This window comes from Kitasatospora sp. NBC_01300, assembly GCF_041435235.1.
Taxonomy (GTDB): Bacteria; Actinomycetota; Actinomycetes; order Streptomycetales; family Streptomycetaceae; genus Kitasatospora.
In genome coordinates, this window is the sequence record NZ_CP108408.1 from 2,129,856 (window position 1) to 2,144,475 (window position 14,620).

The window sequence follows — 14,620 nt, forward strand, 5'->3', positions numbered from 1 at the left end:
GCGCCCAGCCTAAGCCGAAGCCGAAGCCCACCAGACCTGAGCAGACCCGAGCAGACCCAGGAGAACGCCATGCCCCAGCAGATCGCCGTCGTCACCGGAGCCGGGAGCGGAGTCGGCCGGGCCGTGGCGGCCGAACTGGCCGCGGCCGGCTGGCGGCTGGTGCTGGCCGGCCGGCGGGCCGAGCCGCTGCGGGAGACCGCCCGCCTGGGCGGCACCCCGACCGCGGTGGTGCCGACCGACGTCACCGACCCGGCGGCGGTGGACGCGCTGTTCGCCGGAGCCGTCGAGCGCTTCGGCCGGGTGGACCTGCTGTTCAACAACGCCGGCACCTTCGGCGCGGCCGTGCCGGTGGAGAACCTGGAGGTCGAGGCCTGGCGGGCGGTGGTCGACCTCAACCTGACCGGGGCGTTCCTCTGCGCCCGGGCCGCGTTCCGGCAGATGAAGGCGCAGGCCCCGCAGGGCGGCCGGATCATCAACAACGGCTCGATCTCGGCGCACGTCCCGCGCCCGCACTCGATCGCCTACACCGCGACCAAGCACGCGGTCACGGGGCTGACCAAGTCGCTGTCGCTGGACGGCCGCCCGTACCGGATCGCCTGTGGGCAGATCGACATCGGCAACGCGGCGACCGACATGACCGCCGCGATGAACACCGGGGTGCGGCAGGCGGACGGGCGGATCGCGGTCGAGCCGACCATGGACGTGGCCGACGTGGCCCGCACCGTCCGACACATGGCCGAACTGCCGCTGGAGGCCAACGTGCAGTTCGCCACCGTGATGGCGACCGCCATGCCGTACGTCGGGCGGGGCTAGGGCCCTGTCCCCGGGCTGCCCGCCGGAGGTCCGCCGTCGGCCTCCCGCCATCAGTCCGCCACGGACTCGCGCAGTCGCTTCTTGTCCGGCTTGCCCACCGCCGTCAGCGGGATCGCGGCCACGACGTGCAGGGCCTCCGGCGCGTAGATCCGCCCCTTGTGGGCCGTGACGAACGCGCGGACCTCCTCCAGGTCCGGCCGCTGCCCCGACGCGGCGACGACGGCGACGTGGACGTGCTCCGCCTCCTGCGCGTCGCGCACCCCGAAGACCGCGCACTGCGCGATCGCCGGGTGGGTGAGCAGCAGGTCCTCGACCTCGGACGGGTAGACGTGCCCGCCGACCACGATGATCTTGTCCTTGAGCCGGTCGGCCAGGTAGAGGTAGCCGTCCGCGTCGAAGTAGCCGATGTCGCCGGTGTTCAGCCAGCCGTCGCGCAGCACCTCGGCGGTCAGGTCGGGCCGCTTCCAGTACCCGGCCATGACGGTGTCCGAGCGGACGTGGATCTCGCCCTGCTCCCCCGTGGGCAGCTCGGCGCCGTCGGCGGACCGGATCACCACCTCGATGCCCGGGAGGGGTCGGCCGACCGCGATCTGGCCGCCGTGCCCGACCCGGTCGTGCTCGTGCGGGGCGAGCATGCAGATGTTCTGCGCCTCCGACTGCCCGTAGCCGCTCCACAGGACCGGCCCGAACACCTTGAGCGCCTCGCGCACCCGGGTGGGCGAGGCCGCGCAGCCGCCGTACGAGACCCGGCGCAGGCTGGACAGGTCGGTGCGGCCGATCGCCGGGTGGTCGAGCAGCTGGTAGAGCAGCGGCGGCAGCACCCACAGGTCGGTGATGCGTTCGCGCTCGATCGCGGCCAGCACCGCGCCGGGGTCGAAGGAGCGCTGGAGGACGACCGCACCGCCGTGGTGGAGCGTCAGGTCGGAGAAGAGCCCGGCGAGGTGGGCGAGCGAGGTGGCGGCGAGGAAGCGGGGCGCGCCGCTCGCCATGCGGCCGGGGGCGTCGAAGACCTTCCGGTAGGCGCCGTGCAGGCTCCGGATGCCCTTCGGGATTCCGGTGGTCCCGCCGGTGTGCCGGATGCCCCAGTCGTCGTCCGGGCCGACCCGGACGGCCGGCGGCTCGGCGGGCCGGTGGGCGGAGGCGGCGATCACGTCCTCGCCGATCGCGTCCGGCCCGGGGCCGAGACGCAGGACGGCCGGCACGTCGATCAGGGGCAGCAACTCGGCGGCCACCGGGTACCGTTCGGCGTCGACGAGCAGGACGGCGGTGTCGACGCTCGTCGCGATCTCGGCCAGGGTCGAGGCGCTCATGCCGTCGTAGAGGTTCACCACCCGCGCACCCGCGAGGCCTGCCGCGTAACGGGCGCTCAGCGCCTCGGCGGTGTTGCCGGCGAGCAGGGTCACGGTGTCGCCGCGCACCACGCCCCGGGCGACGAGCTCGTGGGCGAGGCGGTAGGTGGCGGCGGCGAAGTCGCCGGCGGTGAGTTCGACGCCGTCGGCGGTGGTGATGGCCCGTCGGTCGGGGTCGGCGGCGAGGGACTGAAGAATCAGGGCGGGAGCGCTGACGAACTCCGGTTCGTTCACGGCCACTTCTTCCTTGCAGTTCGCAACCATGTCCCCACCCTAACCCAACCCCTTTTCCAGGGCCGGGAGTTATACCCGATGGTGATCACTCGTCGTGCGAGTGGCGGTAGCGGAGCGAGCCGGCGCGGTCGCCGTCCAGCCGGTAGACGCTGGTGGTCGGCCAGTACTCGCCGCTCTCCGCGGCGGGTAGGCGGGCCCGGAGCAGCATCCGCAGTGCGGGCGGCGGGGCGGCGGCGTTGACGCGCTTGCGGTGGCCGTCCCAGCGGCCGCCGCACAGTTCGAGGTCGAGGACGAGGGGGGTGGTTCTCATCCCGCGATCGTGTCAGCGCCGCTTCGCCGGCCGAGGTTTGAACCGGCACGGCCACTCGCACGAGGGACCCCCGTCAGGCCAGGCTGACGGGGGTCCAGGGGCGGCCCGAGGGCGGCCCGGAGGTGTCGCGGAGGTGTCACGGGCGCGCCGCCCGGGGCCCTACGGCCGCCAGGTGTCGTTCAGGGTGACCAGGCCCGAGGCCGGCGCGGTCGCCGTCCGGTTGGCCCCGGACTCCCAGGTCACCGCGCCGCTCGCGTCCTTGCGGACGTACTTGTACTGGAAGGCCGTGCCGGCCGGCAGCGCGAGCGACAGCGACCAGACCGGGTAGCCGGCCGAGGAGAGCGGCAGCGCCTTGGCCGGGTCCCAGCCGCCGAGCGCGGCGATGTCGCCGACCACGTAGACGTTCTGGCCGTTGACGGTGGTCGCGTTGACGTTGAACGAGGCGCCGGAGGCGTTCGCCGACCCGCCCGGGACGTACAGCGCGATCGCGTCGCCCGCGCCGACCGTCGCGGTGAACTGCCCGTTGGCGCCCACCTGGTAGGTCGGGCCGGTGCAGCCGCCGCCCGGCTGCGGGTCGCCGTGCTGGACGTCGCAGTAGGTGCCGGCCGCGAGCCCGGTCTGGAAGGTCCGGGTGATCGGGCCGCTCTCGTGGTTGAGCGCGACGTAGCCCTTGTTGCCGCGGCCGAAGGCGATCGCGTTGTTGCCGTTGGACCACCAGTTGGTCACGCCGGTGCCCGCGACGGCGTTGCGGAAGCCGACCATGTTGGCGATCTGCCGCCAGGCGTGGGTGCAGTTCCAGCCGTCCTGGTAGCAGGCGTTGACGGTGCCGCCGTTGGGCGGGCCGGCGTCGTTGTTGGTGAAGGCGTAGCCGGAGTAGACGTTGGGCGCGCCGTACGGCGAGGCGAGCAGGAAGACGTTGGCCAGCGTGTAGGTGTTGCCGTAGGTGTAGTTGAGGGTGGAGCCGTTGCGCTCGGTGTCCCAGTTGTCGATGAAGGAGCGCGCCTGCCCGCTCGGCAGGTACCCCCAGGAGGCGCCCCAGCCGGACAGGTTGGCGAGCTTGTCGCTGGTGAACATCCGCTTGAGGTCGGTGCCGACGCGGAACTCGTCGACGTCGCCGGTGCCGGTGTACTCGGTGGGCTGGACCGGTTCGCCGGCGCCGTAGATGACCTCCTGCACCCAGTAGGCCTTGGGGTTGGCCGTCTTCGCCTTGATCGCGGCGAGGTCGCCGGCGGCGATGTGCTTGGCGGCGTCGATCCGGTAGCCGTCGACGCCGAGGGAGCCCAGGTCGTCCAGGTAGCGGGCGATGGTCTGCTGGACGTACGCGCTGCCGGTGTCCAGGTCCGCGAGGTTGACCAGCTCGCAGTTCTGCACGTTGGAGCGGTCCTGGTAGTTGGTGATCGGCTGGCGGCAGGTGTGGAAGTCCTGGTCCTGGTAGGTGCCGGGGTAGGTGTACTTGGTGTACGCGGTGCCGCCGGTGCCGGTGCCGGAGCCGGCCGTCATGTGGTTGACGACGGCGTCGGCGATGACCTTGACCCCGGCGGCGTGGCAGGTGTCGACCATGTTCTTGAAGGACGTCCGGTCGCCGAGCCGCCCGGCGATCCGGTAGCTGACGGGCTGGTAGGAGGTCCACCACTGCGGGCCCTGGATGTGCTCCTGGGGCGGCGAGACCTCGACGAAGCCGTAGCCCTTCGGGCCGAGCGTCGAGGTGCAGGCCTGGGCGACCGAGTCGAAGCGCCACTCGAAGAGGGTGGCGGTGACGTCCTTGCCGTTGTCGGCGGGTGGGGCGGCCTGGGCGGCGGGGGCGCCGAGGGAGGTGGCGAGCGAGAGCGCGAGGGCCGCCGAGGCGGCGAGGGCGCCGGCCGCGCGGGCGGTCCGGCGGGTGGGGGCGGTGGTGACCACGTCGTCTCCTGGGGGTGGCTGGGGTGGGGGCAGCCGGGGGTGAGCCGTGCGGGAAGAGCTATGCAGGAAGTTTCTGTAACTTGCCGGAAACTTGCAGCGCTGAACCTAGGGCCGCCGGGAGAGAGCGTCAAGGGCTCGGGAGGAACGTTTCTGCACCGCCTGGGCCCGGACGCACGACAAGGGCCCGGCAGCCGTAGCCGCCGGGCCCCTCACCTGTCCTGGTTCACCGGGCCCGCGGGGGCCCGGTCCGGACTCAGCCGGTCTGGATGGAGGTGTCGTCGATCACGAAGCTCGTCTGCAGCGAGGCGTCCTCGGTGCCGGTGAACTTCAGGGTGACCGTCTGGCCCGCGTAGGACGAGAGGTCGAAGGTCCGCTGCTGGTAGCCCGCCGCGGCGTCCGCGTTGGAGTACGTCTTCAGCGTGGTGCCGTTCACCGACACGGCCAGCTTGTCGTACGCGGTGCTGCCCGACTCAGCCGTGTCGATGTGCAGCCAGAAGCTCAGCGTCGCCTTGCAGCCCGCCGGGATCGTCACCGTCTGCGCCAGCGTGTCGGTGTGCGAGGAACCGTAGCCGTTCAGCCACGACTTCCACGAACCACCGTGCGCCGCCTGCGAGGAGCTGTTGTCCACCACGCCGGAGCTGGTCGTCCACGGCGCCGCCGAGCCCGTCTCGAAGCCCGCGTTGCCCAGCAGCTGCGCCGGCGTGCAGGTGCCGCCACCGCCACCGGTCACCGTCCACGTGAAGCTCGCCGTACCGGACTTGCCCGCCGAGTCCTTCACCGTCACCGTCACGTTCGACGAACCCGCCGTGGTGGCGGTACCGGTGATCGCACCCGTGGAGGCGTTGATCGCCAGCCCGGCCGGCAGACCCGTCGCGCTGTACGACAGCGGCGCCGTACCACCGGAGGCCTTGATCTGGAGGTTCACCGCACCGCCGACCGCCGTGGACTGGTTGCCCGGGCTGGTGACGGTGATGCCGCCGGGGTTGGGCAGCGAGCCGACGTTGACGGCGGCCCAGGCCGTGGCGACCGCGTTGTACTCGGCACTGTTCGCGCCGTACAGGTCGGTGGCCGCGTTCAGGGTCGCGGTGCGGGCGGCGGCGTAGTTGGTGGTGGAGGTCATGTACGCGGTCAGCGCCTTGTACCAGACCTGCTGGGCCTTGTCCCGGCCGATGCCGCCGACGGTGATGTTGTTGACCGTCGGGCTGTTGTAGCTGACGCCGTTGATCACCTTGGCGCCGCTGCCCTCCGCCAGCAGGTAGAAGAAGTGGTTGGCGACACCGGACGAGTAGTGCACGTCCAGGTTGCCGACGCCCGAGTACCAGGAGTCGGCGGAGGTGCCGTCCTTGGAGGGCTTGTCCATGTAGCGCAGCGGCGTGCCGTTGCCGTTGATGTCGATCAGCTCGCCGATCAGGTAGTCCGGGTTGTCGGCGGGCAGGTTGGCGTAGAACTCGACCATCGAGCCGAAGATGTCCGAGGTGGCCTCGTTGAGGCCGCCGGACTCGCCCGAGTAGTTCAGGTTGGCGGTGGCCGAGGTGACGCCGTGGCTCATCTCGTGGCCGGAGACGTCGAGTTCGGTGAGCGGGTGGGTGTCGCCCGAGCCGTCGCCGTAGGTCATGCAGAAGCAGCTGTCGTCCCAGAACGCGTTGACGTAGCCGGTGTCGTAGTGGGCCCGGCTCATGGCGCCGACGCCGTCGTTGCGGATGCCGTTGCGGCCGAAGGTGTTCTTGTAGAAGTCCCAGGTGGCGGCCGCGCCGAACTGGGCGTCCACGGCGGCGGACTCGCGGTTGCTGGCCTGGCCGTTGCCCCAGGTGTCGCTCGACTTGCTGAACAGCGTGCCGTTGCCGGAGGTGCCGTTCTTCATGTCGGTGGTGTACTGGCCGCCGCGGGTGGCGTCCTTCAGCGAGTACGTCGAGCCGCTCTGGGTGGTGGTCAGCGGCACGTTGCCGACGAACACGCCGTTGCCGGAGCCGCGCTTGATGCCGTCGGCCTTGCTGAGCACGTCGCCGGTCGCGGCGTCGGTGACCACGTGCAGCTTGCTCGGGGTGCCGTCGGACTCGCGGCCGGAGACGACGGTCTCCCAGGCGAGCTTCGGGGTGCCGTCGGCGGCCCAGACGACCAGGCGCGGCGCGGTGTCGACGGCGGCGCCCTGCTCGGCGGCGAGCGCGGCGGCCTGGGCCTTCGGGGCGGCCTGGGCCGGGGTGGTGCTGACGCCGCTGAGGTCGGCCTCGCTGGCCTTGGTCACGCTCTTGGTGGCGCCCGCGGCGTCCTGGTGGACGATCAGGTCGCCGCCGAGCACCGGGAGTCCGGCGTAGGTGCGCTCGTAGCGCAGGTGGCGGCCGCCGTTGGTGTCCTGGACGACGTCCTTGGTGACCAGCTTCTCCTGGCTGCTCAGGCCCAGGGCCTGGGCGAAGGACGCGGACTGCTGGGTCGCGGAGGCGATCAGCGCGGCCCGGTCCGACTGCTGGGCGGCGACGGCGGACGGGGCGTCGGGCGTCGCGGCCTGCGCGATGACCGGTATGCCGGTCACCAGCAGCGCGGTGGTTGCGGCCATGACAACCGCGGCCTTCCGGGCGTGAGCGTAACGGGACATGCGGACTCCTTTTCCGACCGGCGCGGGTTCGCACCGGTGGAGAGAAACCTGGGCCGCAGGGTTGCGGCGCAGTGGGGGCCCCCGCCCGCGGTGTGCGACGGGGGTGCGATTGCGGTGCTCACAAGTCGTGGCAGGTTTGGGACGCGCTGCACCTGAACTGGTCAGCCGCACCGGGGGGTGGGGCCCCCTCGTCTGCAGCCGCAGGAATCGTGGCAGCAAACGAGTCGTTAATGACAGATGCATGCCACGGAATGGCCGATTCATTACCGAAACCGTATGCACGACTGTTCATCAGTTGTGTTACCCCTTTGAGAACTCATGAACACGGTTTTCATGATCCGGGGAATGTTCGATCACTTCCGGAAGTCACTGACCAGCGCTCAGGGTCCCCGCCCGCACCACCCGGTGGCCGACGGCGCCGGGCGGGGGCGGCACATCACGCTTCCGGCCGTGCCATCGGTGCTTTCCGGCCATCGGGCGGCCAAAACGAAACGGGTCCCGCACCGCCACGACGGCGGTGCGGGACCCGGGGGTTCCGGCGTTCGTCGATCAGCCCTGGACGAACACCGCCACGGTGCGGCCCGGCACGGTGAAGGTGCCGGTCACGGCGTCGAAGCCGGACTGCTTCACCACCGCGTCCGCGCCGCCCGCCTGGACCGGGTGCAGGGCCTGGCCCGTCCCCTTCAGGGCCGCCACGGTCTGCGTCTGCGCGGTGGGCGTGGCGTTGAACACCACGGTGACGCCCTTCTCGGCGCCCTTCAGCCCGGCGCCGTCCAGGTGCAGGGTGATCACCCCGGGCGTCTCACCGGGCGTGCCGGAGAGCGGGTAGGACAGCCGCTGCTGGACGGCGGCCAGGGTGGGCAGCGAGAACAGCGGCGAGGACTGCTTGATCCGCAGGAACTCCTGGTACTGCGCGGAGGTCGCGCGGATGTCGGCCGCCCCCACGGTCAGCCGCGGGTTCGCCAGCAGGGACTGCGCGGTCGGCCACATCTCCTTGTTGTCGGTCGCCGGCGGCAGGCCCCGGCCCCAGCCGTTGCCCTGCGACGGGTCCCAGTGGATGGCGTTGAACCAGTCGCCCGAGTCGTAGGAGTTGGCGTCCAGCGACTTGGAGCGCAGCAGGTCGCTGCCGGCCTGGGCGAAGCCCGCGCCCTGGGTGAGCGCGGTGAGCGAGAGCCCGAGCGCCTGCATCCGGGCCCGGTCGGCGGGCGTGGTGCCGGTCGGCAGCTTGTACGCGAGCGCGTCGAACAGGTCGGTGTTGTCGTGGGCGTCCACGTACTCCACCGCCTCGCCCGGCTTGGCCGCGTACCCGGTCGGGGCTCCGTTGTAGTCGACCTGCGCGCCGGTGACGGCCCGGCCCGAGCTGTCGGTGAAGGAGTAGCCGGCCAGGTTGCCGGTCAGTCCGACCTTCAGCTGGTCCATCTGGTGCAGCAGCCGGTCCTTCTGCTCCTGCGGGGTGCCGTTGGCGGGCGAGCCGTTGGGGTCGGTGTACAGGCCCGAGGCGAAGCCCTGCTGCGGGGCGGAGTTCAGCATGAAGTTGCCGCCGCGGGCGGCGTCGCGCATCCGGTCGTCGAAGGTGGCGATGCCGGTGCCGGCCAGGTTCAGCTGGGTGGCCTGTTCGAACCGGGCGTTGTTCGCGACGACGCCGAAGTTCCAGCCCTCGCCGTAGAGGAAGACGTTCTTCCCGTCGATGCCGTCCGAGGCGGGCGTCATCTTCCGCAGCGCGGCCTGCACGTCCAGCATGGTGGACTTCGGGTCCAGGCCCATCAGGTCGAAGCGGAAGCCGTCGACCTTGTACTCGCGGGCCCAGGTGGTCACCGAGTCGACCACGAGCCGGTTCATCATGGCGTGCTCGGGCGCGGTGTCGGCGCAGCAGCTGTCCGCGGTGACCTTGCCGTTGCCGTCCAGCCGTTGGTAGTAGCCGGGGACGACCTTGTCCAGCACCGAGTGCTCGGCCTGGCCGCCGGCGGCGGTGTGGTTGTAGACCACGTCCAGCACCACCCGCAGCCCGGCCTCGTGCATCGCCTGCACCATCCGCCGGAATTCGACGGTGCGCGCCGTGCCTCCCCCACCCTCCGGGCGGGAGGTGCCCCCAGGCTCGGTGGCGTAGGACCCCTCCGGCACGGTGTAGTGCAACGGGTCGTAGCCCCAGTTGTACGCGTCGTCGGCGGCGACGGCCGCCACGCATTCCTGCTGCTTCGGACCGTCCGGGGGCAGGGACTTGAGGTCGCAGGCCGGCAGCTTCTGGTCGGCCCGGTTCTCCCGGATGGTGGCGATGTCGAAGGTCGGCAGCAGGTGGACGGTGGTCACCCCGGCCTGGGCGAGTTCCCGCAGGTGCCGCATGCCGGCCGACTGCGACTCGGTGAACGCCAGGTAGGTGCCGCGCTCGGCGGCCGGGACAGTGGTGTCCTCCACCGAGAAGTCCCGGACGTGCAGTTCCTGGATCTGCTGCCGCGCCGGCGGGACGGCCTCGGGGACGTTCTGCTCCTCCCAGCCCGCGGGCTTGAGCTCCTTGGCGGCGAGGTCGGCGACCAGGCTGCGCCTGGAGTCGGTGGACAGCGCGACCGAGTACGGGTCGGTGACGGTGTTGACCACCACCTGCTGGACGGAGGGCGCCCAGACCTTCACCTGGTACAGGTAGTACTTGCCGTCCAACTCGCCCTTGTCGCGGACGACTTCCCAGACGCCGGTCTCGTCGTCCAGCTTCAGCGGCAGCGTCTTCGGGGTGCCGCCGGTCGCGCCGTCGAAGACCTGGACGGACACCTCCTGCGCGGTCGGCGCCCACACCGACAGCGCCACCTTGCCGTTGTAGTAGGCCGGGCCGAAGTCCACCCGGCCGGTGCGGCGCGCGTAGAGGTCGTCCAGCACGCCGGGGGTCTGCACGCCGGTGGCGGCCAGCACGGCGCCGCTGGGCAGGTGTTCGGTGAACAGCAGCTGGCTGCGCAGCGCGGCCGGGACGCGCGCGGTGTCCCGGGCGTCCACGGTGAAGGCCCGGTAGCCCGCCAGGTGCGGGAACGCGGCCTTCTGTGCCGCGGTCAGGCCGCCCTGGGCGGCGTTGAGCCGGATCCACCGGCCGGGCTTGGTCAGCACGCCCTTGTCGGCGCGGATGCCGCCCTCGGGGTCGTACACCAGCTGGGCGCTGGTGCCGCCGGCCAGGGCGGCGTCGCCCGCGCCGTAGGCCGCCGGGACGACGACGGTCCTGGCGTCGATCCACTGGGCCTTGGCGGTGCCGAGGTCCACCTGCGCGGAGGCGGCGGCGTTCTGCGGCAGCAGGTGGCCCTCGCGGCCGCCGAGCAGCCACACCTCGCGGCCGTCGACGGCGAGGTCCAGGGACTGGTCGGTGGGCAGGTCCTTGTCGTTGCCCTTGTGCAGGATGTAGCTGAGGCTGGTCGCGCCGGGGGCCAGCGGCACCTCGAAGACGGCGCCGAAGGCGTCGTGGCGCACCGGCATCAGCGGCTTGCCCCAGTCGGTGGGGGTGGCGGCGCCGGTCCAGTCGTGCAGGCCCCAGCCGTCGTAGTCGCCGTCGGGCCGGTTGTAGTGGAGGACGGCGGTGTTGGCGGGCTGGGTGTTCGCCGGGCCCGGGTTCGCGGTGCGCACGGCCGGGTCGCCCTGCCGGAGCCAGACCTCGCCGGTGGCGCCGACGTCGACGTGGCGGTCGGCGTCGACGTCCTTGACGCCGTTCTTCTCGACGACGAACCCGACGTCCGAGGCGCCCGGCTTGAGCTTCACGTAGGCGAAGGCGCCGTACGCGTCCCGGCCGGTGAAGGCGTGCCCGGCCGGCCACGGGGTGGCCTCGCCGTCGGCGAGGTCGCCCCAGGCGTAGAGGTTCCAGCCGTCGTAGTCGCCGTCCGGCCGGTTGTAGTGCACGACGGCGTACGGGCGGGCGCCGGCGGTGGGCACCGGCTTGGGCGCGGGGGCGCCGGTGGTGAAGCTCGCGGTGGCGGAGCGCAGCCGGCCGCTGGAGTCCTGGACGACCGCCTTGTAGCGGACGACCGTGCCGGGGGCGGTGGCGCCCAGGTCCTGGGTGACCAGGTTCCTCCCGGTGTCGGCGGTGCCCAGGGTCTGCCAGGGCCCGGTGCCGATCTGGGCGGCGAAGGTGACGCGGTTGAAGCCGCCGCCGGTCGTGGCGCCGACGGTGACGGTGCCGCTCGAACCGTCGGCCGGCGGCTGCACGGAGAGCTGCGGCGCCGCCGTGGTGGGTGCGAGCGCGGCGCCCGCCTTGAACACCACCGAGGAGAGCGCCGGCACGGTCACGGTGACCTTGCGGTCGGCGCCGGAGGTCACCTTCCCGCCCGTTGCCGGGTAGATCCGGTCGAAGCCCGTCCCGGCGGAGAAGGTGTCCAGGGTGACGGTCTTCGCCTCGGCGGCGTTGTTGACCGCCACCAGGTACTCGGTCCGCTGCCCGGCGTCGATCCGGGAGAAGGCGTACACGCCCGCGCCGTCGGCGGCGTAGCGCTCGATCTGGGAGCCGTCGGCGAGCGCCGGGTTGTCGCGGCGCAGCTTGGCCAGCGCGGCGACGTCCTGGTAGAGCGCGCCGCCCTGCCCGTACCGGTCGGCCGGGCCGGAGGGGCCGCCGAGCACCCGGTCGCCGTTGTAGGAGGGCGTCTTCGAGGCGAACATGTCCTGCCGGGCGTCCTGGTCGCCGCCCGCGCCGGTGAAGCCCTGCTCGTCGCCGTAGTAGACGACGGGCTGGCCGCGGGTGAGGAACTGGAGCTCGTTGCCGAGCCGGTCCTTCTTCAGCAGGGTGGCCTCGTCGGCGCCCGGGTTGTCGGCGAGCAGGAAGGAGCCGAACCGGCCCATGTCGTGGTTGCCGAGGAAGGTCGGCAGCTCGTACGCGTCGGTGTCGGCGGTGGTGTAGCGGTAGTCCTGGCCGTAGACGTCGGCGAGGTTCTTCGCCGAGCCGCCCTGGGAGACGTAGCTGCGGGCGGCGCCCTGGAACGGGAAGTCCAGGGTGGCCTGGAGCTTGCCCTTGGTGACGTACGGCGAGGTGATCGCCGGGTCGCCGGAGTAGACCTCGCCGAACATGAAGAACTTCTTGTTGCCCTGCTTGGCGGCGAAGTCCTTGAGCGCGGGCGCCCACTGCTGCCAGAACGCCATGTTGACGTGCTTGACGGTGTCGATCCGGAAGCCGTCCACGCCGGCGTCCTTGACCCACTGCTGGTAGACCTTCTCGAAGCCCTTCACCACCCGGGGGTTCTGGGTGTCGAGGTCGTCCAGGCCGCTGAAGTCGCCCTCGGTGGCGGACTCGCCGACGAAGGTCGAGTCACCGCGGTTGTGGTAGAGCGCGGGGTCGTTGAGCCAGGACGGGGTCTTGGCCGTGGCGTCGGCGGGCTTGCGGAAGACCGGGGTGTAGGGGAAGGAGTCCTTGGTGAGCCGCGGCCAGGGCGCGCCCGCGTCGGCGATCGCGGTCTCGTCGACGGGGTTGCCGTCGGCGTCGAGGGTCGGGTAGGCGCCGACGGAGCGGTAGCCGTGCTGCTGTTCGGCGTCGTCGATGACGTCGGCGGTGTGGTTGGTGATGACGTCGAAGAAGACCTTGATGCCGCGGGCGTGGGCCTTGGCTATCAGGTCCTTGAGCTGGTCGTTGGTGCCGAAGTGCGGGTCGACCTGGGTGAAGTCGGTGATCCAGTAGCCGTGGTAGCCGGCCGAGGCCTGGTCGCCGCTGCCCTGGACCGGCTTGTTCTTGAAGATCGGGGCCATCCAGATCGCGGTGGTGCCGAGGTTCTGGATGTAGTCGAGCCGCTGGATCAGGCCGGCCAGGTCGCCGCCGTGGTAGAAGCCCTTGTCGGCCGGGTCGAAGCCGTGGTCCAGCCGGCCGCCGGTGATGCCCCCCGTGTCGTTGGCGGGGTCGCCGTCGGCGAAGCGGTCGGGCAGGACGAAGTAGAACTGCTCGCGGGTGAGGTCGTGCCGCCCTGCGGTGGCCGCCAGGGCGGCGTCCGAGGGCGGGGCCGGCGGGGCGGCGGCGAGGGCCGCGGGCGCGCTGCCGAGGGTGGCGGCGGTCAGTGCGGCGGCCAGCAGGACGGCCGTGCGGCCGGGTCTGCGTCGGGGGGTGCTCCGCCGGGGGCGGAGCCGGACATCGGCCACTGAGGGTCTCCCTTAGGGGAAGGGGTGAGCGAGTTCCCTGGAAGCTAGCGGCCTGCAATATGTTTCAGCAAGATGCAGAAACCGTTTCGTTCCGGGAAACTCCAGGCCAGGACCGTTGCCGCCACCCCGATTACGCCCTTCGAGCGGTCGGCGTAACAATGGGACGTATGCCTGTCCCGCCGGTAAGCACCAGACCCGACCGCACCCCCTACCCCGGTGGGAGCCGCCCCCTAGCCCTCAAGGGGGACAGCCGGTGAAGAATCCACTGCCAGGGGATGATCGGACGGCGACGGGACGTCTGGCAGACTTCTCGTCCATGGGGGAACCGACCAAGATCCAGCACGGCCGCGAACAGCGCGCCGAAGCGGCGCGTGGTGACGGTTCCGGAGCACGGTCGGCCTCCTCGGGACGCCTGCCCGACGGAGCCGCCCGCGCCACTCAGTCCCGTATCGCCGCACTGCGCGGCCGCATCCGCGACCAGCGGCGCTCACCGGCCCGGCCGAAGATCTGGTTCGAACTGGCCCTGATCGGGATCAGCTACTGGATCTACTCGATCATCCGCAACGCCGTCCCGGAACAGGCCTCGATAGCCCAGAAGCACGCGCGCTGGATCTGGGACCTGGAGCAGTCGCTGGGCATCGCCGTCGAGCGTTCGATCAACCACGCCGCGAACAGCGTCGGGTGGCTCATCACCGGGATGAACTACTACTACGCGACGCTGCACTTCGTCGTGACGATCGGCGTGCTGGTCTGGCTCTACCGCCGCCACCCCGGCCGCTACGTCGCCGCCCGCACCGTGCTGTTCGCCACCACCGCGATCGCCCTGATCGGCTTCTTCTTCTTCCCGCTCGCACCGCCCCGGCTGATGACCGACGGCGGCTTCATCGACACCGTGAAGGTGCACGGCACCTGGGGCTCGATGGCCTCCGGGCCCGCCGCGCACGTGTCCAACCAGTACGCGGCGATGCCCTCGATGCACATCGGCTGGTCGATGTGGTGCGGGCTGGCCATCTTCTACCTGGCCCGCCGGACGTGGGTCCGGGTGCTCGGCCTGCTCTACCCGCTGGCCACCCTGGCGGTGATCGTCTCGACCGCCAACCACTTCTGGATGGACGCCGTCGGCGGCGAGCTCTGCCTGGCCGTGGGCTTCCTCACCGCCCGCTGGCTGTACCACTCCTGGGTCTACAAACTGCCCCAGGTGCCCGCCCGGGAGGCGGCGGAGGAGCCGATCACCGTCCCCGAGCAGTGGAGCGAACCCGCGGCGACCGGCGCCCGCCGGTAGAGCTGCCGGACCCGGACGAACCGAAGGGGCCCCCACCCGGGGCCCCTTTCGCGTGCCCGGACCTC

Annotated in this window: 7 protein-coding genes; 2 read left to right on the top strand and 5 right to left on the bottom strand. The window is 71.6% G+C overall.

Annotated features, from left to right (window positions below):
* The first annotated feature begins 69 nt into the window (after positions 1-69).
* Positions 70-813 (top strand): SDR family oxidoreductase, encoded by a 744-nt coding sequence (locus tag OG556_RS09515; protein ID WP_363622291.1) that lies wholly within the window; start codon positions 70-72, stop codon positions 811-813.
* A 50-nt stretch (positions 814-863) separates the two neighbouring features.
* Here the strand turns inward: OG556_RS09515 and OG556_RS09520 are convergent, their stop codons facing one another.
* The 5 genes from OG556_RS09520 to pulA all read right to left on the bottom strand — a co-directional run bounded on the left by OG556_RS09520 (position 864) and on the right by pulA (position 13,273).
* Positions 864-2,426, bottom strand: a complete 1,563-nt coding sequence (locus OG556_RS09520) for an AMP-binding protein (protein WP_371516735.1) — start codon at positions 2,424-2,426, stop codon at positions 864-866.
* 55 nt (positions 2,427-2,481) lie between these two features.
* Positions 2,482-2,706 carry a hypothetical protein gene (locus tag OG556_RS09525; RefSeq protein WP_363580892.1) on the bottom strand — a complete coding sequence of 75 codons (225 nt, stop codon included), beginning with the start codon at positions 2,704-2,706 and terminating at the stop codon, positions 2,482-2,484.
* Positions 2,707-2,865: 159 nt separating this feature from the next.
* Positions 2,866-4,605 (bottom strand): carbohydrate-binding module family 20 domain-containing protein, encoded by a 1,740-nt coding sequence (locus tag OG556_RS09530; protein WP_363622295.1) that lies wholly within the window; start codon positions 4,603-4,605, stop codon positions 2,866-2,868.
* A gap of 253 nt (positions 4,606-4,858) precedes the next feature.
* Positions 4,859-7,195, bottom strand: a complete 2,337-nt coding sequence (locus OG556_RS09535) for a M4 family metallopeptidase (RefSeq protein ID WP_371516736.1) — start codon at positions 7,193-7,195, stop codon at positions 4,859-4,861.
* A gap of 549 nt (positions 7,196-7,744) precedes the next feature.
* Positions 7,745-13,273 (bottom strand): pullulanase-type alpha-1,6-glucosidase, encoded by a 5,529-nt coding sequence (gene pulA, locus OG556_RS09540; protein ID WP_371516737.1) that lies wholly within the window; start codon positions 13,271-13,273, stop codon positions 7,745-7,747.
* A 316-nt stretch (positions 13,274-13,589) separates the two neighbouring features.
* On the opposite strand from pulA, the gene OG556_RS09545 reads away from it, so the two are divergent.
* A complete protein-coding gene (locus tag OG556_RS09545; protein WP_363622301.1) occupies positions 13,590-14,555 on the top strand; it encodes a phosphatase PAP2 family protein in 966 nt (321 codons plus the stop codon).
* Positions 14,556-14,620 lie beyond the last annotated feature (65 nt).

What these genes read in the sequence shown, in the direction of transcription:
- OG556_RS09520 (WP_371516735.1), bottom strand. Translation starts at nt 2,426, where the DNA reads ATGGTTGCGAACTGCAAGGAAGAAGTGGCCGTGAACGAACCGGAGTTC.
- OG556_RS09545 (WP_363622301.1), top strand. Translation starts at nt 13,590, where the DNA reads ATGGGGGAACCGACCAAGATCCAGCACGGCCGCGAACAGCGCGCCGAA.
- OG556_RS09535 (WP_371516736.1), bottom strand. Translation starts at nt 7,195, where the DNA reads ATGTCCCGTTACGCTCACGCCCGGAAGGCCGCGGTTGTCATGGCCGCA.
- OG556_RS09525 (WP_363580892.1), bottom strand. Translation starts at nt 2,706, where the DNA reads ATGAGAACCACCCCCCTCGTCCTCGACCTCGAACTGTGCGGCGGCCGC.
- OG556_RS09515 (WP_363622291.1), top strand. Translation starts at nt 70, where the DNA reads ATGCCCCAGCAGATCGCCGTCGTCACCGGAGCCGGGAGCGGAGTCGGC.